The sequence below is a fragment of the Paenibacillus anseongensis genome (assembly GCF_009757995.1).
Classification (GTDB): Bacteria; Bacillota; Bacilli; order Paenibacillales; family NBRC-103111; genus Paenibacillus_E; species Paenibacillus_E chondroitinus.
In genome coordinates this window covers 121,797-146,128 of sequence record NZ_WSEM01000023.1, presented here as the reverse complement: position 1 = coordinate 146,128, position 24,332 = coordinate 121,797, and the positions used below count along the sequence as shown (strand labels likewise).

The 24,332-nt window shown below is 48.2% G+C and carries 27 protein-coding genes and 1 riboswitch; of the genes, 20 read left to right on the top strand and 7 right to left on the bottom strand.

Going from position 1 to position 24,332, the window contains the following annotated elements; genetic code table 11:
• Positions 1-22: 22 nt before the first annotated feature.
• Genes GON05_RS27030 through srtB form a run of 3 tightly spaced genes read left to right on the top strand, consistent with a single transcriptional unit; the run spans position 23 to position 2,541 of the window.
• Positions 23-1,006, top strand: coding sequence for a FecCD family ABC transporter permease (locus GON05_RS27030; protein ID WP_157323564.1), 984 nt, complete (start codon positions 23-25; stop codon positions 1,004-1,006).
• Positions 996-1,766 (top strand): ABC transporter ATP-binding protein, encoded by a 771-nt coding sequence (locus tag GON05_RS27025; RefSeq protein ID WP_181646600.1) that lies wholly within the window; start codon positions 996-998, stop codon positions 1,764-1,766. Before GON05_RS27030 ends, GON05_RS27025 begins: the two co-directional genes overlap by 11 nt.
• A gap of 34 nt (positions 1,767-1,800) precedes the next feature.
• Entirely contained in the window at positions 1,801-2,541 is a 741-nt protein-coding gene (gene srtB / locus GON05_RS27020) for a class B sortase (protein WP_338114197.1), read from the top strand.
• Positions 2,542-2,593: 52 nt separating this feature from the next.
• Here the strand turns inward: srtB and GON05_RS27015 are convergent, their stop codons facing one another.
• Complete coding sequence (locus GON05_RS27015) at positions 2,594-3,007, bottom strand: hypothetical protein (RefSeq protein WP_157323560.1); 414 nt, start codon at positions 3,005-3,007, stop codon at positions 2,594-2,596.
• A 37-nt stretch (positions 3,008-3,044) separates the two neighbouring features.
• Positions 3,045-3,461 (bottom strand): YtxH domain-containing protein, encoded by a 417-nt coding sequence (locus GON05_RS27010; protein ID WP_157323558.1) that lies wholly within the window; start codon positions 3,459-3,461, stop codon positions 3,045-3,047.
• 226 nt (positions 3,462-3,687) lie between these two features.
• On the opposite strand from GON05_RS27010, the gene GON05_RS27005 reads away from it, so the two are divergent.
• The 6 genes from GON05_RS27005 (at position 3,688) to rsbW (GON05_RS26980) (ending at position 10,059) form a co-directional block, all read left to right on the top strand.
• Positions 3,688-4,827, top strand: coding sequence for a SpoIIE family protein phosphatase (locus GON05_RS27005; protein ID WP_157323557.1), 1,140 nt, complete (start codon positions 3,688-3,690; stop codon positions 4,825-4,827).
• Positions 4,828-4,965: 138 nt separating this feature from the next.
• Entirely contained in the window at positions 4,966-6,867 is a 1,902-nt protein-coding gene (gene glgB / locus GON05_RS27000; RefSeq protein ID WP_157323555.1) for a 1,4-alpha-glucan branching protein GlgB, read from the top strand.
• 1 nt (position 6,868) lies between these two features.
• Positions 6,869-8,059: a glucose-1-phosphate adenylyltransferase gene (locus tag GON05_RS26995; protein ID WP_276509713.1), complete on the top strand. Its 1,191-nt coding sequence runs from the start codon at positions 6,869-6,871 to the stop codon at positions 8,057-8,059.
• 20 nt (positions 8,060-8,079) lie between these two features.
• The gene (gene glgD / locus GON05_RS26990) at positions 8,080-9,174 is read left to right on the top strand and encodes a glucose-1-phosphate adenylyltransferase subunit GlgD (protein WP_157323553.1); all 1,095 of its coding nucleotides are present in this window, start codon (positions 8,080-8,082) and stop codon (positions 9,172-9,174) included.
• A gap of 139 nt (positions 9,175-9,313) precedes the next feature.
• Positions 9,314-9,646 carry an STAS domain-containing protein gene (locus tag GON05_RS26985; protein WP_157323550.1) on the top strand — a complete coding sequence of 111 codons (333 nt, stop codon included), beginning with the start codon at positions 9,314-9,316 and terminating at the stop codon, positions 9,644-9,646.
• Positions 9,643-10,059, top strand: a complete 417-nt coding sequence (gene rsbW, locus GON05_RS26980) for an anti-sigma B factor RsbW (protein ID WP_157323549.1) — start codon at positions 9,643-9,645, stop codon at positions 10,057-10,059. The genes GON05_RS26985 and rsbW (GON05_RS26980) overlap by 4 nt, the downstream gene beginning before the upstream one ends.
• 392 nt (positions 10,060-10,451) lie before the next feature.
• Here rsbW (GON05_RS26980) and GON05_RS26975 read toward each other — a convergent pair whose 3' ends face one another.
• Positions 10,452-10,910: a Dps family protein gene (locus GON05_RS26975; RefSeq protein WP_157323547.1), complete on the bottom strand. Its 459-nt coding sequence runs from the start codon at positions 10,908-10,910 to the stop codon at positions 10,452-10,454.
• 185 nt (positions 10,911-11,095) lie between these two features.
• On the opposite strand from GON05_RS26975, the gene GON05_RS26970 reads away from it, so the two are divergent.
• From GON05_RS26970 to GON05_RS26925, 10 genes are all read left to right on the top strand, one after another.
• Positions 11,096-11,551, top strand: coding sequence for a DUF948 domain-containing protein (locus GON05_RS26970; RefSeq protein WP_157323545.1), 456 nt, complete (start codon positions 11,096-11,098; stop codon positions 11,549-11,551).
• A gap of 15 nt (positions 11,552-11,566) precedes the next feature.
• Positions 11,567-11,935 (top strand): STAS domain-containing protein, encoded by a 369-nt coding sequence (locus GON05_RS26965; RefSeq protein WP_181646599.1) that lies wholly within the window; start codon positions 11,567-11,569, stop codon positions 11,933-11,935.
• A complete protein-coding gene (rsbW, locus tag GON05_RS26960) occupies positions 11,932-12,390 on the top strand; it encodes an anti-sigma B factor RsbW (protein ID WP_157323543.1) in 459 nt (152 codons plus the stop codon). Before GON05_RS26965 ends, rsbW (GON05_RS26960) begins: the two co-directional genes overlap by 4 nt.
• A complete protein-coding gene (locus GON05_RS26955) occupies positions 12,387-13,154 on the top strand; it encodes a sigma-70 family RNA polymerase sigma factor (RefSeq protein ID WP_157323541.1) in 768 nt (255 codons plus the stop codon). The genes rsbW (GON05_RS26960) and GON05_RS26955 overlap by 4 nt, the downstream gene beginning before the upstream one ends.
• A 13-nt stretch (positions 13,155-13,167) precedes the next feature.
• A complete protein-coding gene (locus GON05_RS26950; RefSeq protein ID WP_157323539.1) occupies positions 13,168-13,983 on the top strand; it encodes a PPK2 family polyphosphate kinase in 816 nt (271 codons plus the stop codon).
• Positions 13,984-14,077: 94 nt separating this feature from the next.
• Positions 14,078-16,870, top strand: coding sequence for a CHASE3 domain-containing protein (locus GON05_RS26945; protein WP_157323537.1), 2,793 nt, complete (start codon positions 14,078-14,080; stop codon positions 16,868-16,870).
• A complete protein-coding gene (locus GON05_RS26940; RefSeq protein ID WP_127458191.1) occupies positions 16,840-17,733 on the top strand; it encodes a CheR family methyltransferase in 894 nt (297 codons plus the stop codon). The genes GON05_RS26945 and GON05_RS26940 overlap by 31 nt, the downstream gene beginning before the upstream one ends.
• 215 nt (positions 17,734-17,948) lie before the next feature.
• Positions 17,949-18,482 carry a DUF1003 domain-containing protein gene (locus GON05_RS26935; protein WP_157323535.1) on the top strand — a complete coding sequence of 178 codons (534 nt, stop codon included), beginning with the start codon at positions 17,949-17,951 and terminating at the stop codon, positions 18,480-18,482.
• 81 nt (positions 18,483-18,563) lie between these two features.
• Positions 18,564-18,728, top strand: coding sequence for a DUF1328 domain-containing protein (locus GON05_RS26930; protein WP_127458160.1), 165 nt, complete (start codon positions 18,564-18,566; stop codon positions 18,726-18,728).
• Between the two features lie 75 nt (positions 18,729-18,803).
• Positions 18,804-19,184: a YflT domain-containing protein gene (locus GON05_RS26925; protein ID WP_127458159.1), complete on the top strand. Its 381-nt coding sequence runs from the start codon at positions 18,804-18,806 to the stop codon at positions 19,182-19,184.
• An 860-nt stretch (positions 19,185-20,044) separates the two neighbouring features.
• Here the strand turns inward: GON05_RS26925 and GON05_RS26920 are convergent.
• Positions 20,045-20,245, bottom strand: coding sequence for a cold-shock protein (locus tag GON05_RS26920; RefSeq protein ID WP_127457760.1), 201 nt, complete (start codon positions 20,243-20,245; stop codon positions 20,045-20,047).
• Positions 20,246-20,316: 71 nt separating this feature from the next.
• Complete coding sequence (locus GON05_RS26915) at positions 20,317-20,517, bottom strand: cold-shock protein (RefSeq protein ID WP_028555458.1); 201 nt, start codon at positions 20,515-20,517, stop codon at positions 20,317-20,319.
• A 187-nt stretch (positions 20,518-20,704) separates the two neighbouring features.
• Positions 20,705-20,801: riboswitch (purine riboswitch) on the top strand.
• A 49-nt stretch (positions 20,802-20,850) separates the two neighbouring features.
• Here GON05_RS26915 and GON05_RS26910 point away from each other — a divergent pair.
• Entirely contained in the window at positions 20,851-22,206 is a 1,356-nt protein-coding gene (locus tag GON05_RS26910) for an 8-oxoguanine deaminase (RefSeq protein WP_157323533.1), read from the top strand.
• A gap of 65 nt (positions 22,207-22,271) precedes the next feature.
• Here GON05_RS26910 and GON05_RS26905 read toward each other — a convergent pair whose 3' ends face one another.
• Positions 22,272-22,604, bottom strand: a complete 333-nt coding sequence (locus GON05_RS26905; protein WP_157323531.1) for an LSm family protein — start codon at positions 22,602-22,604, stop codon at positions 22,272-22,274.
• Between the two features lie 117 nt (positions 22,605-22,721).
• Positions 22,722-24,281, bottom strand: coding sequence for a copper amine oxidase N-terminal domain-containing protein (locus tag GON05_RS26900; protein ID WP_157323529.1), 1,560 nt, complete (start codon positions 24,279-24,281; stop codon positions 22,722-22,724).
• Positions 24,282-24,332: the final 51 nt, after the last annotated feature.

The following is a 24,332-nucleotide window of genomic DNA, read 5'->3' as shown; positions in this document are numbered from 1 at the left end:
AATGAATAAAGGAAGAGAATACATGAATAGAATTGGATGGAGCTTGGTTTTCGTTATCCTCCTGCTCGTCATCGTAACTTTAGTATCCATAACCACAGGAAGCATTAAGGTCGGCAGTCTTGAATTTATTCAAGGCCTTTTCACGGGGACCAATAAGAAAGTAGAGATTATTAAGGATTTGCGTTTACCGCGAATTATAGTGGCTCTATTCGTTGGAGCAACACTAGCCGTTTCCGGTGTTCTGCTGCAAGCTGTCATGAGAAACCCTTTGGCTGACGCCGGGGTGATCGGCATCTCCTCCGGAGCGGGCGTCGTTTCGCTGCTGTTCGTTACGCTGTTTCCGCAGCTGTTTTACTGGCTGCCGATGTTCGCCTTTTTTGGAGGAGCGCTGGCGTGTTTCCTGGTCTATTCCTTCTCCTGGAAGTCCGGTCTGAGTCCGATCCGTATTATCTTGGTAGGTCTCGCCATCAACGCTACTTTTACAGGATTGGGACAATCGTTTAATTATCGCGGAAGCTATGCGGTTACCAGCATCAATCAGGCCGTCACCTCGATTTTTACGATGAAAACATGGAATGACGTGCAAGTGATGCTCATCTACGGGACAATCGGTTTAGTAGTAGCCTTCTTATTATATTCTTGGTGCAATATGCTGTCGCTTCAGGATAAATCGGCCCAAAACTTGGGGTTAAGAGTAACTCGAGCACGTTTAATTATCTCTGTAGTGGCTGTAATGCTCGCTGCGGTAGCGACCGCTATTGGCGGAATGATCGCTTTTGTCGGCTTGCTGGTTCCTCACATCGCTCGTCTGCTGGTAGGTTCGGATCATAAGATTTTGATTCCTTTCTCGGCTTTGGGCGGGGCGCTGTTAATTTTATCTGCTGATACGCTGGGGCGCACGGTGCTTGCACCTTCGGAAATTCCCGCCTCCATTATCATGGCTGTGATTGGCGGGCCGTTTTTAATCTTCATGCTGAGAAAGAGTGATCAGATTCGTGGAAATTAACAATATCTCTTTTTCCTATGATAAAAAGAACGATCAATTGAAATCCGTAACGAGCGAGATCGTTATGGGTAAAATTACGACCATCATTGGCCCCAATGGTTGTGGCAAGTCAACGCTTCTTGGTGTGATGTCGAACAATTATACGCCTCATACCGGTCAGGTTGTTCTCGATGGCAAAGAGCTAAACATGTATAGAACAAAGGATTTGGCCAAAAAGCTGGCTGTTGTCCACCAGAGCAATGAGGCTCCTTCCGATTTAACAGTTGAAAAGTTAACAAGCTTTGGACGGTTGCCTCATAGAACCTTATTCGCTCAAGAGCGAAAGGAAGACGAAGAGGCAATTGAGTGGGCGCTGACTTGCACGAATCTGCAGGACAAACGTACCAAGACCCTGCAACAATTGTCGGGTGGGGAAAGGCAGCGTGTCTGGATCGCTATGGCGATTGCTCAGCGCACTTCCATTTTATTTCTGGATGAACCTACGACATTCCTGGATATGTATTATCAGATCGAAATTTTGGAGTTAATCAAGAAGTTAAATGTCGATCATGGATTGACGATTGTTATGGTACTTCACGATATGAATCAGGCTATTCGCTACAGCGATCGGCTCATTGTCATGAAGAACGGGCAATTGTTTATGGAAGGCGCTCCGCATGACATTATGACGGAGTCGATGATCAAATCAGTTTATGGAGTTGACGTCATCGTAAAACATGATCAAGATACGGGTTTATACATGGTGCCTGTCGGGATTTAGGAAATTAAGCAAGAAAAGCCTGTGGTCTAATCTTGTGACGCTTCTCTGTTTAGTCGTTTTTATTGGTTCTGCGTTCAAGCTAGCTACCTATGTGTTAGCTAACTCGGAGAATAACAAAGTGATGAACGAGGCGCGGGAGCTGTATAAGTCTGGAAGCTGGCCCTTGGCTCAGCTTGCGCTGACGTCTGGACAGGATTCGAAGCCGAAGCCTACCAAATTCGATCGCTTGCTTGAGAAAAACCCGGATACGGTTGGCTGGCTGCAAATAGGCGATACTCAAATTGATTATCCTGTCGTGCAAGCATCGGATAACGATTACTATTTGAGCAGAAACTACGAGCGGGAACCCATGGAAACCGGAAGTATATTTATGGATTTCCGGAACCATGCGAGCGGGGACGAACGCCATACCATTATTTATGGCCACCGGATGAAGAATGGTTCCATGTTCGGGGATTTAAAAAAATATTTGGACCCGGCATTTTTTCAATCTCACCGGACGTTTTTTTATGAAAGCTTACATCAATTCTATCGGGTGGACATTTTTGCAGTGTACTATACGACGACTGAATTTAACTATATTCAAACCGATTTTGGCGATGACGATGAATACGCATCATTCTTGCATGCGATTCAGAACCGCTCTATCTATGAGACTAATGAAGCGTTAACCGCAAGCGACTCCATTCTTACGCTCTCTACCTGCGACTACACACTTGATTCCAAAGAGGGAAGATTAGTCATACACGGGAAGCTCACTCCATTGACGGAATGATGTGTGAACGCAAAAAAGGTTGAACAGGAAGTTTCTCCTGTCCAACCTTTTTTTATTGAATCGGATCCGGGATCAAATTTTTCTCGATCAGCTCGCTGTTGGTTTTCATGTGCTTCATTTCATTGCCGAGTTTCTTGATCTCGTCCAAATCTTGCGCCATGGAGCTGTTGTTGGCTTCCTCCAAGGTTTTACCGGAGGGGCCGTTGCACAGCCGTTCTAATTCGATCAGCTTGTCCAGCGCGGCCCGGCGAACCTCCAATGGAACGAATCGATTGTCCGGAAAGCCTGCCTCATGGAAGTGCACGATCGTATTCCCATGCTCGGAGGTGAACGTCGTCAAGGTAAGCGGATAGGAGGCAGCTGTAGCCTCACTATAGATATTATATTGATAGACGGCTTTCTCCGTATAATCCACACGTTCTAAACCTAGATCGGTTAGCTGTCGATGCAGCATGTTTTTATCCATATCAAACTACTCCTTTCAAAAATGATGGCTTACTCTTCTAGTGCCGATTATTTGAGTACTCTGGTTTGGCCGACTGCAAAGGCTCGGCAATCTCCTGAACCTTGGCACTAGCCTTCTCACCAATGTCCTTTGCTTTCTCACTAGCCTTTTCACCAAACGCTTGCACCTTATCGCTCGCCATTTCGGCTAAGTCCTGCGTTTTATCGCTCAGCTTTTCCGCCATCTCTTCCGTTTTATCACCGGTTTTGGCGGCCATTTCCTTTGTTTTTTGCCCTAGGGCTGCGGCGAATTGGTTTGTTTTATCGGATAAGTTTCGATATGTCGTTGTGAGGTTGTCTCGCAGTTCTGCTCCCTTTTTCGGGGCTAATAACAATGAGGCTACAGCGCCTATCGCACCACCGATTACCAGGCCTAACAATAGTCCGCTTCTGTTTGTTTCGACAGTTTCACTCATGAGTCATCTCTCCTTCAATTGGGGTATAGTGGGTCATGCGTTATACTAGGTTGTAACCCTATTCCATTGTTTTGAAACAGGTAGGGCATTTTTTTGTGCATAGTTGTCCGTTGACAATGATTGAAATTTTCGCAGGCGGGTAGTACATAGAGAAGCTCTTTGTTTTTGAACTATGGTAAACTAGATGAGGGTTCCAGTTAACTTTTACCCGAAAGGGGTTATGGCGATGAGCATTGTCATTGTGGACGATAACGCAACAAATTTACTAATTATTGAAAAAATATTGCTTAAAGCGGGATACACGGATCTCCAAATGGTGTCCTCGGCGAAAGAGCTGTATCAGTTATTAGATATGCATTCCCCCAGTCCGGCGGAGGTGCCGGTAGATCTCATCTTAATGGATATGATGATGCCGGAGATCGATGGCGTAGAGGCCTGCCGCACGATTCAAGCAAATGAGAGGCTGCGGGATATCCCGATTATTTTCGTGACGGCGATGGGGGATTCGAATAAGCTCGCTGAGGCTTTGGATGCAGGGGCGCTTGATTATGTGATGAAGCCGATTAATAAGGTGGAGCTGCTCGCCCGAATCCGTGCGACGCTCCGTTTGAAATATGAGAAGGATTGGCACAAAGAGCGAGATAAGCGGATTAAATACGAGCTGGATTTGGCGAAACAGGTACAGCGCAGCGTGCTTAGCAACCCTATAGAGGAGGAAAATATCCGAATCTCTGCCGTTTATAAGCCATCGTCGGAATTGGCGGGGGACTTCTACGCGTGGTATCCGATCGGACCGAATCGGTATGGTGTTATTTTGCTGGATATGATGGGGCACGGTATTTCGTCTTCCCTGGTGTGTATGTATATTTACTCGGCTTTGAAGGATACGATCACGCATATTTGCGATCCGGAGGGTGTGATGCGCGAGCTGAATGGCAGGATGAATCAGCTGCATCAATCGGACAGTTTGATCAATTATTATTTTACGGCGATCTACTTGGTGCTGGATACGGAGAAACAAACGATTGAGTATGTGAATGCGGGGCACCCGGCAGGCATTGCGGAGTTGGATGGCGAGGTGAAGCTGCTGACGGAAGGCTGCTGCGCCATTGGTTTTTTTGAGGATATTGAAGTGACCAAAGGCGTAATCCGTTATGAGCAAGAGGCGCGTATTGTCTTATTTACGGACGGTCTATCGGAATGGCTGGATGATGAGGAACAGGACGGTATCTCAAAAATACGGCAAGGCCTGCAGTCTTCTGGCAGCACACATGATCCAGAGGAGCTGGTGGAGCGGATTTATCCGCATGACAAAAGCGAGGCTCCACAGGACGATATGTGCCTGGTCATGATTAGCATTTCGTAATTGGCACTCATTGATAAAAAATGGATACATGCACAGGTTCGTCCCAAAAATTGGGCGGCTTGTGCATTTTTTGTTTCAAGAGGCGTTAACGGGGGTAATACAAGGCATGAAGTTAATCAATGGCGGGGAGGAAAATGGATGACAACGATGACATCGTCACCGGGTTCAGACGCTCTATATTTATTGCATGAGGGTACGCAGTACCAAAGTTATCGGTTTCTGGGCTCTCACTTGGAGGAAAGAGATGCTGTGAAGGGCGTCCAATTTGCCGTGTGGGCACCAAATGCAAAGCAAGTGAACGTATCGGGCAGCTTCAACGGTTGGGATGGCCGGAATCATGGCATGACGGTGTCGGACGGCGTGTGGACGCTTTTTATCCCCGAATTGCAGGAAGGTACCTTATACAAATATGAAATCATTACATCAGAGGATGACTGTTATTTGAAGTCAGACCCTTATGCGTTTTCTTCTGAACTTAGACCCGGAACCGCTTCCATCGTGACTTCCTTGGAAGGTTATGATTGGCAGGATGGAGAGTGGCTTGCAGGGAAGACGTCCCACCAATTTCTACAGCAGCCGCTTCTGGTTTATGAAGTGCATCTGGGCAGCTGGAAGCGCAAGGAAGACGGCGGTTTCTACAGCTATGGGGAATTAGCCGACGAGTTGGTCGATTATGTCGTTGCCCATGGCTTTACGCACATTGAGCTTATGCCGCTTATGGAGCATCCGCTGGATAAATCATGGGGCTATCAGATAACGGGCTATTACTCGGTGACGAGCCGTTTCGGAACGCCGCAGGAGTTCATGTATCTGGTTGATCGCTGTCATCAGAAGGGGATTGGCGTCATTATGGATTGGGTGCCGGCGCATTTCTGCAAAGACGCTCACGGATTGGCCCGATTCGACGGCAAACCGCTGTACGAATATGCGGACAGCCGTAAAGGCGAGCATCCGACATGGGGGACCTACATTTTTGATTATGGGAAACCCGAAGTGCATAGCTTTTTAATTTCCAATGCGTTGTTCTGGATGGATGTTTATCATATTGACGGCTTGCGTGTCGACGCGGTGTATAGCATGTTGACGCTGAATTTCGACAGGTCGGAAGGTGACTGCATCAAGAATAACGAGGGTGGCGAGGAAAATTTGGAGGGCATTGCTTTTCTCCAAAAGCTGAATGCCGTCATATTCGCCAGATACCCGAACGCCTTAATGATGGCGGAGGATTCCAGTTCATACCCGGGCGTAACCAAGCCGGTTGAACAGGGAGGGCTGGGTTTTAATTATAAATGGAATTTAAGCTTTACGTGGAACACACTCGACTATATGAAAAAGAATCAAGAGCAGCGCAGCGGTCTGGAGCCGCAATTGACGAGATCGCTGCAGCAGGCTTGGGATGAGAATTACATCCTCCCTTATGCGCATGACGAGATGGCCAATCCGGATAAGTCTCTGCTGGGTAAAATGTCGGGAAGCGACAGTTGGCAGCGGTTTGCCAATCTGCGTGTGCTGTACGCCTATCTAATCGGGCATCCCGGCAAAAAGCTCCTGTTCATGGGCAGCGAATTCGGCCAGGAGCAGGATTGGGACTCGGAAACGGCACTCACGTGGGACGTGCTGCAGGATCGTGAACATCAACAGTATCAACATTATGTGAAGTCGTTGAATCATTTCTATATCTCGGAGAAGGCTCTGTGGGAGCGGGATTATGCGCCTGATGGGTTTGAAGGGATTGATTTTGAGGATACGGCGGACGGTCTGGTGTTATTTGGCCGGAAAGGCGAAGAGAATGAAGATCTCCTCATGGTTTGCAATTTCAAACCCGAAACACACGAAGGTTACCGTATCGGAGTGAAAGAGCTTGGGCAATACGAAGAAGTATTTAACAGTGATCGCCCAGAATTCGGCGGATCGGGTGTGATGAATGAGTCTGCAAAGACTGCGGAAGAGTGGTCGTGTCAGAATCAACCTTACAGTATTCAGGTAACGATACCGCCACTGGCGGCTGTCATTTTCAAAAAAAACCAAAAGGAAGGATGAGATGATGATGGAAAAGCAGGAATGTGTAGCTATGCTGTTGGCTGGCGGAGAGGGCAGCCGGCTTCGTCCGTTAACGAGGTATATGGCGAAACCGGCGGTTCATTTTGGAGCGAAGTATCGGATGATTGACTTTGCCTTGAGCAATTGCCGCAATTCAGGAATCGGTACGATTGGCGTGCTGACGCAGTATAAACCGGCCGTTTTGCATGCGCACATTGGAACCGGGGATGTTTGGCAGGTGGAAGGCGGCGGCAGCGGCATTTCGCTTCTGGAACGGCAGGCCGGAGCACCTAATGCATATAAGGGAACTGCAGATGCCGTTTATCAGAACCTGGCTTATCTGCAGGAGCATAACCCGAGTTATGTGCTGATCCTCTCTGGCGATCATATTTATAACATGGATTATCGGACGATGCTGGAACATCATCAGGCAACCGGCGCGGATGCCACGATTTCGGTTATGCCGGTGAAATGGGAGGAAACCAGCCGGTTCGGGATTGTTAGCGCAGATGAGCAGCATCGGATTACCGCTTTTGCGGAAAAGCCGTTCAGACCTGCCAGCAATTTGGCCTCTATGGGGATCTACATATTTAACTGGGAGTTCCTGAAGTCCTGTCTGGAGCAGGATGCGGATCATCCGGCTTCGAGCCATGATTTTGGCCATGACATTATTCCCGGGCTGTTGGCTGCGGGTGCACATGTATCAGCTTATCCGTTTGAAGGATACTGGAAGGATGTCGGCACGATTGAAAGCCTGTGGGAATCTCATATGGATTTGCTAGGTTATGATCCGAGGCTGCAGATGGATCAGGAGGCATGGCCTGTGCTGACAGCCAAAAGGAACTTCTCCAGAAGCCAAGTGGCGCTTGACGCACGGGTTAATAACGCCGAAATCGGGGATGGTGTCTCTGTTTACGGGAACGTCAGTCACTCGGTTCTATTCGATGGTGTGACGGTCGGCAAGCATAGCCGGGTGCTGAACAGCGTTATTATGCCCGGCGTTCAGATCGGGGAGCACGCTCTTATTCTTAACGCGATTATCGGGGAAGGATCGATTATCAAAGACGGCGCTATAGTAGGCAAACCAGGGAATCCGGGCATCACCGTCGTCGGTGAGAAATCCGTGATTGGACGTCATTATCCAGCCTCTATACCTGCTCCATTGACCGGTACGCGGCTGAATTTCGTGTAAGCCCAGAGGAGGAATGCGGTATGGAAAATGTTCTTGGTATCATTAATCTCATCAATGAACAAAACGATTTATCCACACTTACCCGTGACCGGTGCGTGGGGGCGGTGCCTTTTGCCGGCCGGTACCGGTTAGCGGATTTTGCGCTTTCCAATATGAGCAATGCCGGCATTCAAGAGGTGGTGGTGCTAGCGGCTCCGAAGGCGGAGTCGCTGCTTCAGCATATCGGAAACGGTCGGCACTATGGGTTAGAGGCGCTGCACACCCTAGCCGCCCAACATGACGATGAGCTTCAGTTGGATTATCCTCTGGACTACTTGAAATCCAGAGCGGAGAAGTATGTTTTGCTTGCACCCAGCCGTATTATTTATCATTCTCATTATGATCAAATGATGGATTACCATCACAATAGTGGAGCGGACATTACGGTACTCTTCAAACATTTGACGGAGATGGACCGTCATGCGCATATTGGACATGCTTACAGCTTAAATATAAATGATCAAGGCCGGGTTGTTGGCGCCGCTCCCACCTACCATGCGCTGCCAAGTCTCTCTCCGCAAAATATTGATCTGGATACGATGGTTCTGGAGCGCAAGCTGCTGATTGATCTCATTGAGACGAGCCTGAAGCCCGGAAAAGCCATGGATCTGAAACAGGCGGTATGGGAGCAGCTGGACCACCTTCATGTACAAGGTTATGCCAATCATGGCTATATGGCGATTATGGATTCCGTTGACAGTTACTATGCGCATAGCATGCAGCTGCTGCAGCCACATGGATGGAGGCAGTTCATGGAGCATCAAGAGTCTGTGTATACGCGAAAAGAAGACGAGACTGCGATCGCATGTCATCAGCAAGCTTTGATCCGCAATGCGTTCGTTGCGCCCGGCTGCCGAATAGAAGGCTTTGTGGAGAACAGCATCTTGTTCCCCGGGGTTGCTGTTCATGCGGGAGCGCACGTCAAAAATAGCGTGATCATGCAGGATTGCATGATCCAGGCAGGCGCCTATTTGGACCGGGTTATTTTGGACAAACAGGTCATGGTGGAGCAGGGAGCGGTCATTTGCGGCGAGTACGCCCATCCATTCGTAGCGGAGAAGAGCGGAGTGTTGTAAGTGGAGGCTGGCCGGATTGGCCGGCTTCGTTGCATGTCCGGAAAGGCCCGGCAGATCAGGCTTTTGGCTGTAAACCTTGTGTAAAGGCTAGGCACTTGTTACACTTGAAAGAGCAAATCAGATAGAAGGAGTGTGGCTCATGTCCGTAGAAAAGTTCCAGGTTGAGCAAGAAGAATTGGAAACATCTATACTGCTTCATATCCGCGGTGAACTCGATTTGGCAGCAGCTTTAACGTTCCGCCATGCGCTCGAAGCGGTTGTTCATAGAACCGATAAAGCGTTAATTCTAGACGTAGGTAAGTTAACATACATCGATAGCACGGGGATCGGTATTGTGGTCTCTGCTTTGAAAATACGCGATGAGTTGAAAGCGCCGTTTGCCGTACGCCATATTCCATCCGGTATTAAAAGGCTGTTTGACCTTACAGGCATTTCCGGATTTCTTAACGAAGGGATCGAAGGGACCGCATGAACGTCGTTCGTCTGCACATACCCGCAGCAGCGGAGTACCTGGACCTCGTCAGGCTTAGTCTCTACGGGGTTGCCTCTAAGCTGGGGTTTTCCTATGAGGATATCGAGGATATGAAAGTAGCAGTTTCGGAAGCCTGCAACAATGCGGTGCTTCATGGGGAGACGTCGGCTATGCTGGGGCAAATCCAAATCAGCTTTGAGCTTGGTGAAGGCAAGCTGATTGTGAAAGTGAAAGATGACGGCCCTGGCTTTGATTACCAAAGTCAGCAAGCGCAGTCGGAACCTCCGGATGGCCGGACACTTGGCGAACTGCAGTCTGGAGGCCTTGGCATGTATCTCATGCAAGCGCTGATGGACGAGGTGACGGTGAACACCGAGCAAGGGACGGAAGTCACGCTCGTTAAATATGTATAAAAAAAGGCTATCTCTAAGGTCAGGCATGACCTATGGAGATAGCCTTTTGTGGTTAAGGGAACTATGATCCTCTATTCTCACGAAAATCGATGCTTCGATCGGGGAGTGGGAACTACGGTCCTCTATTTTATCGCAATAAGCTCGAATGTGAGCTTTTTGGAGCGAATAGCGCCCTGTAGTTCCGTTTGGACCCGAAAGCAGGTGATTTAGCTCGGATAAGGGCCTGTAGTTCCCCTTCGCTCAACCTGCGGCCAGCCCCGGCCAAGTCCGAGCGGGCTGAGTCCAACACGGCCGAGCCCAACTCAACCCGCGGCTGAGTCTAGCCTGGTCAACCCTAAGTCTGATCCGCCCCGGCCGAGCCCGACTGAAAGACCAGGCCAGCCCCCAGCCGCTTAGCGGCCAAGGAAAGATTCCAGCATCCAGCTGTGCTTCTCAAGCGAAGCACGAATCCCGATCAGCATGTCAGCCGTCGGCTGATCCTTGCTTTCTTCGGCAAGCGCGATCCCCTCGGTCATCTCCGAGCAGATGAGGGTGAAGTCGCTTGCCAATTGCTTCACCATCTCCGCTGCGGAAGCTCCCTTGCTTGCTTCTTTAATAGAAGCAAGCTCCAGATGCTCCTGCAGGGTAGCCGTTGGCACGGCGCGCAGCGAAAGCATTCGCTCAGCGATAACGTCCAGATGCAGCGCGGCCTCCGTGTACAACTCTTCGAATTTTAGATGCAGCGTGAAGAAATTTTCACCTTTTACATACCAGTGATAGTTATGCAGTTTCATATATAGAATTGAGAAGTTCGCTACTTGCTTGTCCAACGTTTCGGTAATGGCATTTTCCTTCAATGCGGTTTTCACCATGTGAAATTCCTCCATTCAATTTATAGGATTGTTTCATTGTTTCTATCTTGTCTTTACCCGGGAGGTTCTCTTTTGAAACATGGCATAGAAACATCTGGAAATTCGTGAAAGGCTGTTTCACTTCCTGATAAGGCGGGTAACGATAAGTAATCAAGCAATTAATCAAGCGAACAGGGGTGATTATCATGTTAGTCGAACTTAGCGCAGTCCTTGCTGCCATAGCTTTCGTATTCCTTGTCTTCTATTTGATTCAAACCTTGAAATCACTGAAGCTGTCCTTGGATCAGATCACTCTGACGATGGGGCAAATGAAGGACGAAGTCACGCAGATTTCTTCCGAAGTACAGGACGTTATTCTCAATACCAATGAGATGGCTATAGATGTTCGTGCGAAGCTGGCAAAGTTGAATCATCTGTTCAGCTCCGTGAACGACGTCGGTCAAGTCGTCCACGAACTTACCTCTTCGATGAAACAATCAGCCACAGGCTTCATTGACGCGGTGAAACAAACGCGGTTGCCGAAAGATACGCCGTCATTAAGCGGCAGATGGCAAACGATTTTGCAGGGAGCGGCCGTCTCGGTCGAGATGTGGAAGAAGTTTAAATCCAAAAAAACGCCTCATATGGGCAGCATGAAATAGGAAGGAGCTATCTTTGTGAACATACGCAAATTTACGGTTTATAAGCAATCGAATGGGGAAGAAAATATTATATACTTAAGCGGGGAACTTGATTTATCAGCAGCCTCCGAGCTTGCGGCCGTCCTGGATTCTGTCGTTTCCCAAGGCGATCAGCAATTAACTTTAGACTTGAAAGAGCTGCGTTATATTGACAGCACGGGGATCGGTTTAATTGTCTCGGTGCTCAAAGTAAGAGCTGCGATGGGCGCATCCTTCCGTATTCAGCATATTCCCGTGAGAATTCAACGTTTATTCGAAATCACAGGCGTTGCTCGCTACTTGGTGGACGGAGAACTGCAAATTCATAATCAAGGCAGAGCAGAAAGGAAAGAAGAAATCATATGAACCCATACATCGGCCTTACGATCCCGGCACAGGCGGAATACCTGGATATTGTCCGACTTACCTTATACGGTGTAGCCTCGAAAGCGGGCTTCTCATTTGAAGATATTGAAGATATGAAGGTAGCTGTAGCAGAAGCTTGCAATAATGCCATTCTACATGCTTATGAGCAGGGGCAGCCTGGAACCATTGAGATTCAGTACGAGCAACAGGACGGATTTTTGCAAATTAGCGTTAGGGATGAAGGGAACAGCTTTCATTATGTGCAAGCCGAATCCGATACGGTTGCGCTGCATCATAAATCCATTAGTGAAGCGGCGGTAGGAGGGTTAGGATTATTCCTCATGCAGGCTTTGATGGACGATGTGCAGGTGTTGACGGAAAGCGGCAAAGGCACTCAGGTTGTTTTGAAGAAGCAGCTAACAGGGCAGATGAATAGAAAAGAGGAAATGGTATGAATGTGAATGCATCATCCAACAAGCCTCTCTATGACATGTATGTGAAAATGAAAATTTATAAAGAGACGGCTTGCCAAGAGACGGCTACGGCATTGCTGCTGCACTATGAACCTATCGTTCGTATGGCAGTCGGCAAGATGTCACGGAGCCGTCCTGATCTATATGAAGATCTGTATCAGGTCGGGCAGATGTCTTTGCTGCGGCTGTTCACCCAATACGATAGTACACTGGATACTCCTTTTGAAGCCTATGCGATGAAAAGCTTGATTGGTCACCTGAAGAACTATTTGCGTGACAAGTCATGGTACATACAGGTTCCGCGACGAATTAAGGAGAAGGGAGCCCTCGTTCAGAGAGCCCTGGATGAGCTTACCGTCAAGCTCGAACGTTCGCCAAATATCGATGAGATGGCGGCTTATTTGGAGCTTAGCGCGGAAGAGACCATCGAAATATTGGCTGGCCGAGACTATTATCATTACACTTCGCTGGATACGCCGCTGAATAGTGAAGGGGATAGTGCGACGATTGGCGATATGATTGCCGGGTCAACCGACGAGTATCAATCCCTGGAGAGACGAATGGACTTGGAAGAAGCGATGACCTGCTTGAAAGAGGAAGAGAGGAAAGTCATTCATCTTATTTATCAGGAAGGGCTCTCACAGCGTCAAATTGCGGATCAGCTAGGGATATCCCAGATGAGTGTTTCCCGTATTCAGAAGCGGGCAATACTGAAATTGAAGGCAGTTCTTACACCCAATCCTTAGAGGAGGCCGGCCTATGCCAGTCAAGCATTTTAAATTGGAATATGGAAAAAAATTTCGTTTAGCCAATATCGATCCCAACGATACCGGAGCCGTCCATGACAGGGAAGAGGTAGAAGCTGAGGTGGAACGCTTGAAAGAGCAGCTGGAAGCTCTGCAAAATAAGCTGTACGCCGAGAAGAAGCAATCCGTTCTCTTTGTTATACAGGGGATGGATTGCAGCGGGAAAGACGGCGTCGTTAAGCATGCCCTTGGCGGCTTGCATCCGCAGGGGTTCAGAGTGAACAGCTTTCGTGCGCCAACGGAAGAGGAAGCGGCTCATGATTTCTTATGGCGCGCCCACCAGATTGCACCGGCCAAAGGGATGATCGGAGCCTTCATTCGTTCGTATTACGAAGATGTGCTCATCACGAGAGTCCATCATTGGATTGACGGGGCGGAAGTGAAGAGCAGATTCAAGCATATTAACCGCTTTGAGAAATTGTTAGAGAGCGGTGGCGTGAAAATCGTGAAGATTTTCCTCCATATCTCGAAAGATTTCCAACTTGCGAGACTGCGGAATCGACTGACAGATCCTACGAAGCATTGGAAATTTGACAAAAATGATTTGGTAGAGCGGGAGTCATGGGCTGAGTATGAGGAAGCCTATGAAGCGGTATTTAAGCACTGCAGCTCTGAATCAGCACCTTGGTACATTGTGCCAGCCAATCATCGATGGTACCGAGATTGGGCTGTGCTGCAAATCGCTGTAGAAGCGCTAGAGAGCATGAATCTAGCATTTCCGGAATCGGACCCGGAGCTCGGTAAAATACTAGAAAAACTACAGGAATAGGCGTAGTTTTACTCTCTACCTCCGTAACTATGGTATAGTTAGAATAGTAGAATGTTAACTAACGTTCTCTATAAAACTGTACTAGGAGGCAGCTATGGGCAAATTTTTTCGTGCGAATATACGTGCAAAAATAATCATGGGATATGTATTTATTATCATATGCTTAGGAATTGCTCTTCTTATTGTGAGCAGCCGTGTCAGTGCGCTGCAGAAGGAAGTGGATTTTGTCTCCAGTCATGATTTGGAAGCGCATGATCTTATCAACGCCATACAGAAAAACATGGTTGATATGGAAACCGGCATGCGAGGCTACATCATTACTGGAGACGTTCAATACTTGGATCCCTACGATACAGCCAACAAAACATGGCTCGATAATTATAATAAGCTTCTGCAGTTAGTCAGTTCTACCCCCGCCCAGAAGGAGAGTTTGGAGCGTATTAAGCCGACGATCCAAAGTTGGATCCGCACGGCTGGTGATAATGTGATTCTGCTGAAGAAAGAAAACAAACAGGCGGCAATTGACGATTATTTTAGGCAAAATTCAGGAAAAAAATTGATGGATCAACTGCGTACCCAATTCGATTCTTTTCTTGCGGCAGAAAAGCAGCTGACGACGGCTAGAGCCGAGCAGCTTGCTCAAAGTAATAAAAGCCTTAAAATTGTGCTGTTCACCCTATTGGGCATCATTTCTATTTTTGCAATTATCGTAGCACTGGTCTTATCTAATTCTATTACGAGTACGATCAAGCAAGTTACCAGAATGATTCGCTATATTACATCTTCCGAAGGAAATCTGACGTCAAGAATTGAACTGACGAGCCATGATGAAATAAGGGAATTGGCTGAGGCAACCAATGAGATGTTGGGAGATTTGGAGAAGCAAAACTGGATTCAAACGAATATCGCCGAAGTCGCCACTTTGTATCAGGGAATTAATGATATTGGGTGTTTGGGTGGAACTTTTATCAGCAAATTGGCGCCAATGCTGGATAGCGTCTATGGGGTTGTCTACCTTCGTGAAAACGTCGGGGAAGAAACTCGCTATGTGAAAATAGCAGGGTATGCGGCGTCCGGGAAAGATCCCGCTGCGGCTGTTTTCCGGTTGGGAGAAGGTCTGGTTGGCCAATGTGCGGTGGATCAGCGTATTTTCCTTATCGATAACCTGCCGGAAAATCATGTGAAACTGACGTCTGGTTTAGGTGCTTCGGTCCCTCGTACCTTACTGGTAGCGCCAATTCTTGTGGATGGCCACACAGAGGCTGTCATCGAGTTAGCGTCTCTTCATCCGTTCCAGGCTCAGCATTTGACCTTGGTTGACTCGCTGCAGGAGAAGTTTGGTTCGGCCATCACGAATGTGCGCAGCCGCATGGAAGTAGAGCGCTTGCTATCCGAGTCTCAAATATTGACGGAAGAGCTTCAAGCGCAATCCGAGGAGCTGCAGGCGCAGTCGGAAGAGCTGCAAATGCAGCAGGAACAGCTGCGCATGACCAACGAATTTTTAGAAGAGCAGAATCATTTCTCTGAGCAAAAGGCGTTGGAATTAAAGAAGGCCAAAGACGAGCTGGAAGATTATTCATTAAAGCTGGAGACGAGCTCCCAGTACAAATCCGATTTTCTTGCCAATATGTCGCATGAGCTGCGCACACCGCTGAACAGTATCATGATTTTGTCCCAGATGCTGGCGGAAAATAACGGCGATTTGCAAATGTCAGAGATTGTGGAGTATTCGCGTGTGGTGAATGCCGCAGGGAAGGATTTGCTGGCGCTGATCGACGATATCCTGGATTTATCCAAAGTCGAGGCGGGCAAAATAGAAATCATGACGGACGATTTCAATGTGACCGAACTGCCGCAATTGATGAAACTGATGTTTGCTCCGGTCGCGGAGAAAAAAGGGCTCGACTTTGACATCGTCCTGGAACCGGATGTGCCGAATGTCATTCAGACGGACGGCCAGCGTCTACAGCAAATATTGAAGAATCTGCTTTCCAACGCGTTTAAATTTACCGAAAAAGGTTCTGTCATGATGAAAATAGCGCTTGCCGACCCGGCCCGTGTGAAGGAACTCCTGCACAGAGATCCGGCAGAAAAAGTGCTTGCCATCTCGATTGCAGATACCGGTATCGGGATTCCCATCGACAAGCAGCAGGTCATTTTCGAAGCGTTCCGTCAGGTGGATGGCACAACCAACCGGCAGTTCGGCGGAACAGGGCTTGGTTTATCCATTTGCCGCGAGTTTACGCGTCTGCTCGGGGGCTCCATTGTTGTGAAAAGTGAGGTGCACAAAGGCAGCACATTTACGCTCTACGTGCCTAACGCAATTGAAGCGGAGCAGGATCAGGAGACGCCTGGCAATGACTCTCATGGAGGGGAAATTGCTGCAGCCGTGGAAGAGCGAACGATTATTTCTACCCAAGCCGTTGAGCCGTCTGCCGTTTCATCGGTCGAAACGGTGATATCGGACGCGGAAGTCATTCATTCGGATGCGCAGCTGTTCCAAGGTAAAAGAGTGCTGCTCGTGGACGATGATGCGCGCAACGTTTTCGCGCTCGTTACTGCGCTGGAGACGAAGGGAGTCACCGTGGATGTAGCGGATCACGGGAAAGATGCCTTGGAGATGTTAGGCGCAGGCGCCGAGTACGATCTCATCTTAATGGACATCATGATGCCGGTCATGGACGGTTATGAGGCCATGCAGGCGATTCGAGGAGAACTGCATATGCACGAGCTGCCGATCATTGCCCTTACGGCCAAAGCGATGAAAAGTGAGAAAGAGAAATGCTTGGAAGCCGGCGCTTCCGACTATATTACGAAGCCGCTAAATATGGATCAGCTATTTTCGCTCATGCGTGTATGGCTAACGAAGCAGGTGAAAAAACATTGAATCGTAAGCCTGTGGAGGAGCCCGTCGACTTGGAGAACCCGCCTTATGAGGATGAACGACAAAACATTGAGATTAATCTCCTCTTAGAAGGCCTGTATCAAATGTACGGGTTTGATTTCCGCCACTATGTCCGTTCTTCCTTACGGAGGCGTGTTCTGAATCGCATGAAAGCAGAGAAGCTGCCGAACGTCACCGCCCTATTGGAAAAGGTTCTTCATGAACCTGGCTTCGTGGATCGCTTGCTCAATGACATGTCGATCCGCGTTACCGAGATGTTCCGAGATCCCAGCTTTTTCCGTGCTTTTCGCAATCTGGTCGTGCCCGAGCTCAGGAAGTACCCCGAGATTCGCATCTGGCATGCCGGCTGCGCGACGGGGGAGGAAGTGTACTCCATGGCGATCCTGATGCAGGAGGAGGGCTTGGCGGAGAGAACGAAGATCTACGCAACGGATATGAATGAGAAAGCGATTGATGCCGCGCAAAAAGGGGCATTCCCGCTTAAGCAGATGCAATATTTCACCAAAAATTATTTGGATTCCGGCGGGACCAAAGCTTTCTCCGAATATTACACAACGGATCATCAGTACGCGTACTTCCAGCCGGTCATGAAGGATAACTTGATGTTTGCGCAGCACAATTTGGCCACGGACGGCTCCTTTAACGAATTCCATGTGATCTTGTGCCGCAATGTCTTGATCTACTTTGATCACAAGCTGCAGACCCAGGTACACAGCTTGTTTCACGGCAGTTTAGTCGGCGGAGGGTACTTGGGATTAGGCAAAAAGGAGTCCATCCTTTTCGTGCCGGAAGGCGTGCATTATGAGGAGTACGTTCCGCAGGAACGAATATACCGTAAGAGATAAAACCACTTGAGACGATGAGGGTATCGTTGTCTCAAGTGGTTTTTTGTTGTTAGCTGCGGGGAGGGAACTGCATCGTTAAGGAACAGAAGAAACCAGGGAGAACGCTGCATAGGTGTATCTTAAGGGAACTGGGGGCCTCTATTTTTCCCCCTTGTTTCGCCCGCAGCGGCAGCGGTTAACAATGTTTATAAATCACCAGAAAGAAGGAGATTACAATGAGCACAGTAGATGAGCAGCAGTCTCCGAATGAGCGCATACCCGATAAGCTGATTCAAGAGCTGGAGCGCGATACACATGCCAAACTTAATATCGAGCAGTTGACCCGCATTACCGCAATGGTCAGAGAGTATCAAGGGAATATCAAGTCGCATTTGACGCAGCAGCAGGCCAAAAAGTCGTCCTGGGCTGACCGCATTGCCGATCGCATCGCGGTATTCGGCGGAAGCTGGACGTTTATCATGCTGTTCGCTCTTTTTCTGGTGAGCTGGATGCTGCTCAATCTGACGCGTTTTGCCTACGATAAGCCGCCGTTCATTTTGCTGAATTTGATACTATCGTGCATATCAGCTTTTCAAGCGCCGGTTATCCTCATGAGCCAGAATCGTCAGGCGAATCGAGATAAGCAGGAGGCCATCCTGGATTTTGCCATTAATTATCGAGCTGAACAAGAGAATATGGAGATGAAGGAACTGCTCGAACGGATGGATCAGAGGCTGGAGAGAATGGAGCGGGAGATTTTCCACCGATAAAATGTTTCATTTTAAGGACAAGCGGTTAATAGATATCATAGCCAAGCAACACAAATTACTGATGAAAAGAGGGTGTTTCCTATGTTAGGCTGGGCTGTCATGTTTCTAATCATTGCTCTCGTAGCTGGTGTATTCGGATTTTTTGGAATTGTTTCAGCGGCAGTAGGAATTGCCAAAGTACTGTTCTTCGTATTCCTGATCATGTTTGTCGTATCGCTGATTTTCGGCAGACGCCGAGGCATCTAGTCCGCAACTAGCTACATGAACCCGCAGTAACAATCGCTTTACCCTATAAAATCAATCGAAAGAGGAGGAATTACCATGAGTACTTACACAAGAGTGAGTGTGACAACCAATCTTCAAGAAGCGCAGGAGAAAGTACAGCAATTGTACAGGGAAGGCTTTTCGAGGGAACACATTTATGTGCTGACGCACAGTGCTGAAGGTACCGATTTCGTAGCAAATTATACGGGTGCAGAGCAAATTACCGTGCAGGAGGAGGGCATGCTGACGGCTATCGCGAATCTTTTCCGTTCCCGCGGCGATGAGCTTAGGGCGAAGATGAAGGCTCTCGGCGTGCCTGATGTAGAGGCCAGTCGTTTGGAAGGTGAGCTGGATCGGGGGAAAATCCTTGTCCTGGCGAAGCCGTCCAGCGAGTATCAAGCCTATGATGAAGCAGATTTTCAGCGTACGATTTTATAAAAATGGATAGGGGAGACTCCTTCGCGGGTCTCTTTTTTCCGTAGATAAGAAAAAATATGGCTGTGCAGCAAAGTTGAAGGGCTACGTTGCATTACATACAACGTAATGGTGTGATTAGACCGCGATTGCGGTCTTTCGTTGCACATCATACAACCATTTGTTGCAAAAGGTGAATTGTTAGCGGTTTAAATGCAACATTCGTTGTATGAAGTGCAATATAGAGGCGAAGTGAGGCCCCTTTACGGCCAAATGGTTGCGCAAAGTACAACATAGCTGTCTGTCACAGTCGCTGCGATCACTCCAGTGGTTCCTCCCTGAGGGGAACTACAGGGCTCTATTTCAGCGAAATAGGCTCCTATTCACGTGGAGGGGAACTGACGTCCTCTATTTGTCCGTTTTCTTGAAGAAATCGGGTTAGGCGGTCAAATAGGGCCCTGCAGTTCCGCTTGAATGCGGAAACGGGCTTAATTTGTTAGAGTAGCGCCCTGTAGTTCTCAAAGTAGCCAGCCAGCTTACCTCTCCTATGAGGATGCCCCCTCTGCCAAATGTCTCAGTAACGCTGAATTTTTAGCGGCGTTGGGTGTGCTCCACCTCCAAAATTCACTCCCACCGGGCTCTTAACAAGCTAAACTACGGAGGGAAATTAACTCCCCCAACGGTCCTTTCTCCTCAACGAGGAACTACTGGGCACCATTTCATTGAAATAGGCCCTTTTTCAAAAGATAAGAATTTATATGTTTTTGGTTGAGCGAAAGCTCAACCATTATTTTGCTCATAGCTCAAAGAATAGCAAAGCCCTTATTATCTCCATTTTCGGAGACAATAAGGGCTTCGGGTACTACCGTAGGCTGTATTACTAATTATCGCCTGCTGCTTGTGTTCGATAAGGTTGGGAGCATCTTTGAATCCTTGACCATGGCAGAATGACAAATCGGACATTCCGGACTTTCGTCGAATGAAAAGTTATCTCTCATCCAACATGAGCACTGTTCCGTGCTGCAGGTCCAAATGTTCGTTTGCTCTTCGGGCACAGGTTCCATCGATTTCTTTGAAAAGTACATGTGAACTCCTCCTTGTCATAATAGACTCAGCCTCAGACTCGCAAGCAGTGTATAGCAATATGTGGTAAGGACTACAGCTTGACTACATTTTCAGCTTGCGGTCCGCGGTTACCTTGAACAACTTCAAATTGTACGCGTTGGCCTTCATCCAAGCTTTTGAAACCTTCCCCCGTAATAGCGCTGAAGTGAACGAACACATCATTGCCGCCTTCCATTTCGATAAAACCAAATCCTTTTTCTGCATTAAACCATTTTACCGTACCTGTTTCCATGTAGACATAAACCTCCAATAATTTGTTCCTGCGTGTTGCTCTTGGATCATTCAGAACCTGACAGCTTGTTAACGCAGCTTTGATAATATATCCAATTCGAAGGGAGCTTATTCCAATTTCATGAAAATTCATTTCAAACCGATTGACGCGCTGCCAAAAGTTGCCTATACTGAGGCTAAATATGGCTTTACATCACAATTTCATAGTTCGTATAACCTCGATAATTTGGTTCGGGGGCTCTACTGGGAACCTAAATCCTAACTACGAACACAATATATGCTTATATATTGTGTTTGTTGGTTAGGATTTTTTTACGTTGAGGAGGAATGAAGGATGAGTTCATTATTGATTCGCAATGCGAAAGCTATTGTTACGGTGGATGCCGGGGATCGTGTGTTGGAAGGGGCGAATATCCTGATCGAAGGGAATCGGATTACGAAGATGGGGAAAGACATGTATGAAGCAGACAGGGTTGTCGATGCCTCGCAAATGTTTGTATACCCAGGCTTGGTTAACGTGCACCATCATCTGTATCAGACGTTTACGCGCAATTTGCCGCAGGTGCAAAAGCTGGAGTTATTTGATTGGCTCCGCTATCTATACGAAATTTGGAAGGGGATCACGCCTGATACCGTGTATCACAGCTCCCTAACAGGTATTGCCGATCTCATGAAAAATGGGTGTACCACCGTTTTCGACCATCATTATGTATTTCCGCAGCAAAATAGCGCTCATTTCATCGATAAACAATTCGAGGTGGCTGAGCGCCTAGGCATTCGCTTCGTAGCTTCCAGAGGGTCCATGACGCTTGGCAAGGATCAAGGAGGCTTACCTCCTATGAGCGTCGTGCAGGACCTGGATACGATCCTTGCTGACAGTGAGCGGCTGATTGATCGTTATCACGATGCCAGTGCAGGCTCGATGCGTCAAGTGGTGCTGGCACCCTGCTCACCATTCAGCGTCTCCGCCGATCTGATGCGGGAGTCTGCGAAGCTGGCCAGAGCCAAGGGCGTGCGGCTTCACACGCATCTGGCTGAGACGAAGAATGAAGAGGCCTATACGCTTGAAAGGTTTGGGATGAGACCGCTGGCTTACATGGAAAGCCTGGACTGGTTAGGGGCAGACGTGTGGTATGCCCATGGCATTCATTTTAACGATGAGGAAATGAGGCTGCTCGCGTTAACCAAAACCGGCGTCGCCCATTGCCCGATTTCCAACATGAAGCTTTCGTCCGGTATCGCAAGAGTGCCGGAAATGCTGAGCATGGGAATTCCCGTAGGCTTGGCGGTGGATGGCAGTGCATCCAATGACGGATCGAACCTGCTTGAGGAGCTTAGGGTAGCGTATTTGCTGCACAGACTGCAATCCAGCGCCCAGGCGCCCAGCGGTTATGATTTATTGAAAATCGCCACCAGAGGCGGCGCTGAAATCTTAGGCAGATCCGATATCGGATCGCTTGAGGTAGGGAAGGCAGCGGACTTGTTCATGGTTCGTGTGGACCATATTGACGCTGTAGGGACGCAGACCGACCCCAAATCCTGGCTCGCAACGGTCGGCCTTAAGAGACCAGTGGATTATACCATCGTGGATGGGAAAGTCGTCGTCGAGAACGGCAGGCTTGTTGGAGAGGATGAGGACCGGCTTGCGATGGACTGCCAAGCATCGTTCGAACGTTTTATGCAACAGTAAGAGAACGAAAAAAGCCCGCACCTCACGCAAGGCCTATACAGACCAAGAGAGGGCGAACTTTCCTTTTAAGCAAGCAATAAAATGACTAGCAGTTCGAACAGAACTAACGTCAAAATTTGATTGTACTGAGCAGGCGTGTAGATAGGTCTATGGTGCCCGTAAGGCTGAGCATGCGGGGTAACATGCAGATAAGCGTGGTGCCCATCCACATTCACCAGTACGCCTTCATGCGTTTGCCCGTCTATGGTTGTGACGCGAATCGTACGACCGACATGGGGGTGAACAGCTCCCATAATTGCGTTTCGCTTGTGCATCATTTGATGCTGCCAGTTTGGTTCTGCTTGATAAAGAACTTGCGATCCATGATGTCCGGGGTGTTGCGACGGATTCGTATACATAGCTTTCGCTCCTTTTTCGTGCGGCTGTGCGCAGCGGTAGGCTTATTGCCTAGGTTCACTACAGACTATTCAACCGCCCGAAAAAGGTGCATTTGCCTATGCGTTTATTCCAAGATACTAATCGCGTTTAATTGTCACGACGCGAGTCTCATCATCAAAGGATACTTTACCGCCAAGCGACTCTGCGATGAAACGAATCGGCACGAAGGTAGATCCATTATGGAGCGTTGCAGCACTTTCCAACTCGATGGAAGCACCGTCAACCGTAGCCATCTTACTATCGAGTTTCAGCACAATCGTTTTACCGCTTAACAAGTCTTTAATAGTAACTTCCTGCAAGTCGCCGTTCCAGCCAACCTCAGCACCAAGCTTTTCGGAGATAAAACGCACCGGCACCATGGTTTTGTTATCTGCATTAATGAATGGCTGCGGTGTATCGCTCGTTGAGCCAGCATCGCCATCCGCCAGCTTTAAATTAACTTCCTTCTTCGTTACTTTCATATCTTCGCGAAGCAGTTTGTAGAAAGTAGACTGTTTATCCAAGTTATCCAGCACGCGATAAATGGAGGAAGCATCCTTTCCAACTTGCACGGCACCGCCGGAGATATCAATGGTCTCGGCTGTAACCGGCTTATCCATATTCCAAGTTTCACTTGTGAAGGAGATTTTAAGCCCTGCAGCGCCAGTTCCTTTATCCGGAAGCGGGATGTTGGCCGCAAGTGTTTGCTTACGAATGAATTTATCAGCATCAATATAAAGATCAGCCTGCAGTGTGGACTTAGCGTCAAACAAACCTTTAATGGGCATTACACCCTGCTCGGCATTCCCGGCAATGGCTTCTTCGAAAGAGGCAGCCGTTTTCTCCAGAAAATCACGGATAGGCTCATACACAAGCCCGATGGCTAATTGTTTATTACTCAAAATCGTCAGGGCGAAGTCTGCGGAACCGGCCTTGACTTGTTCTTCAATTACAGGTGACAAAGCATCGTAGAATTGGCTCAGCAGGTCTTTTAAACCAGCTTCGTCCGCCAAGATATTGCTGAACAGTTTCTGGAGCAGGGTGGCTAGCTCAGTGCCGTTCAGTTCAATATGTGCTTGCTGGAGAGAAAGGTCGGCACCGTTAACTTTGTCCGTAACCGATGTGACCGAAATATTCGAAGGATTTGCCGTATTCGCTAAAATAAGTCCAATAACCGAAGATTTAATCTCGGCTAGTTTGTTTCCGAACTGTTCCTGAATGACGGTTGGCAGCATTTTGGTGACCGTTGCATCCGATGCGCCTAAGACATCATAAACAATCGGTTTTTTCGCGCCTTCGATACTCAAAATAATTTTCGTGCCTTTTGTAGCGAGCTTAAAGGGGATGGAGCCCTTCCCGTATGTAATTGTACCTTCTGCAGATGTCTGTTGTGCGTTCTGTGTTTTCACGTTCGTAAGCTCAACTTTTACATTTTGGAGAGCGCTGAGCGACTTCTGCTCATCAGCTGTCAGCTTGGAGGTGTCGCCGGGAACGAACTCAATCTGCAAGGTGCCTTTGGATTCGGAGGACTTCACGGTTGCACTGTTTTTAATCGCTTCAGCGAGGTCTAAACCTTGTACAGCTTGGCAGCCTGTCAGCGCAAGCAGCAGGAACACCATGGCGGCGGATACCCACCAAGTCATTTTCTTTTTGTACATGTGCTAATCTACTCCTTAGTTTTAATAGAATTAACAAAAAGACGTCCAATG

Excerpts from the sequence above, each read along its gene's own strand:
- GON05_RS27030 (WP_157323564.1), top strand. The coding sequence starts at position 23 with ATGAATAGAATTGGATGGAGCTTGGTTTTCGTTATCCTCCTGCTCGTC.
- GON05_RS27015 (WP_157323560.1), bottom strand. The coding sequence starts at position 3,007 with ATGGATAAAAACATGCTGCATCGACAGCTAACCGATCTAGGTTTAGAA.
- GON05_RS27010 (WP_157323558.1), bottom strand. The coding sequence starts at position 3,461 with ATGAGTGAAACTGTCGAAACAAACAGAAGCGGACTATTGTTAGGCCTG.
- GON05_RS27005 (WP_157323557.1), top strand. The coding sequence starts at position 3,688 with ATGAGCATTGTCATTGTGGACGATAACGCAACAAATTTACTAATTATT.
- glgB (WP_157323555.1), top strand. The coding sequence starts at position 4,966 with ATGACAACGATGACATCGTCACCGGGTTCAGACGCTCTATATTTATTG.
- GON05_RS26995 (WP_276509713.1), top strand. The coding sequence starts at position 6,869 with ATGATGATGGAAAAGCAGGAATGTGTAGCTATGCTGTTGGCTGGCGGA.
- glgD (WP_157323553.1), top strand. The coding sequence starts at position 8,080 with ATGGAAAATGTTCTTGGTATCATTAATCTCATCAATGAACAAAACGAT.
- GON05_RS26985 (WP_157323550.1), top strand. The coding sequence starts at position 9,314 with ATGTCCGTAGAAAAGTTCCAGGTTGAGCAAGAAGAATTGGAAACATCT.
- rsbW (WP_157323549.1), top strand. The coding sequence starts at position 9,643 with ATGAACGTCGTTCGTCTGCACATACCCGCAGCAGCGGAGTACCTGGAC.
- GON05_RS26975 (WP_157323547.1), bottom strand. The coding sequence starts at position 10,910 with ATGGTGAAAACCGCATTGAAGGAAAATGCCATTACCGAAACGTTGGAC.
- GON05_RS26970 (WP_157323545.1), top strand. The coding sequence starts at position 11,096 with ATGTTAGTCGAACTTAGCGCAGTCCTTGCTGCCATAGCTTTCGTATTC.
- rsbW (WP_157323543.1), top strand. The coding sequence starts at position 11,932 with ATGAACCCATACATCGGCCTTACGATCCCGGCACAGGCGGAATACCTG.
- GON05_RS26955 (WP_157323541.1), top strand. The coding sequence starts at position 12,387 with ATGAATGTGAATGCATCATCCAACAAGCCTCTCTATGACATGTATGTG.
- GON05_RS26950 (WP_157323539.1), top strand. The coding sequence starts at position 13,168 with ATGCCAGTCAAGCATTTTAAATTGGAATATGGAAAAAAATTTCGTTTA.
- GON05_RS26945 (WP_157323537.1), top strand. The coding sequence starts at position 14,078 with ATGGGCAAATTTTTTCGTGCGAATATACGTGCAAAAATAATCATGGGA.
- GON05_RS26940 (WP_127458191.1), top strand. The coding sequence starts at position 16,840 with ATGGCTAACGAAGCAGGTGAAAAAACATTGAATCGTAAGCCTGTGGAG.
- GON05_RS26935 (WP_157323535.1), top strand. The coding sequence starts at position 17,949 with ATGAGCACAGTAGATGAGCAGCAGTCTCCGAATGAGCGCATACCCGAT.
- GON05_RS26930 (WP_127458160.1), top strand. The coding sequence starts at position 18,564 with ATGTTAGGCTGGGCTGTCATGTTTCTAATCATTGCTCTCGTAGCTGGT.
- GON05_RS26925 (WP_127458159.1), top strand. The coding sequence starts at position 18,804 with ATGAGTACTTACACAAGAGTGAGTGTGACAACCAATCTTCAAGAAGCG.
- GON05_RS26920 (WP_127457760.1), bottom strand. The coding sequence starts at position 20,245 with ATGTACTTTTCAAAGAAATCGATGGAACCTGTGCCCGAAGAGCAAACG.
- GON05_RS26915 (WP_028555458.1), bottom strand. The coding sequence starts at position 20,517 with ATGGAAACAGGTACGGTAAAATGGTTTAATGCAGAAAAAGGATTTGGT.
- GON05_RS26910 (WP_157323533.1), top strand. The coding sequence starts at position 20,851 with ATGAGTTCATTATTGATTCGCAATGCGAAAGCTATTGTTACGGTGGAT.
- GON05_RS26905 (WP_157323531.1), bottom strand. The coding sequence starts at position 22,604 with ATGTATACGAATCCGTCGCAACACCCCGGACATCATGGATCGCAAGTT.
- GON05_RS26900 (WP_157323529.1), bottom strand. The coding sequence starts at position 24,281 with ATGTACAAAAAGAAAATGACTTGGTGGGTATCCGCCGCCATGGTGTTC.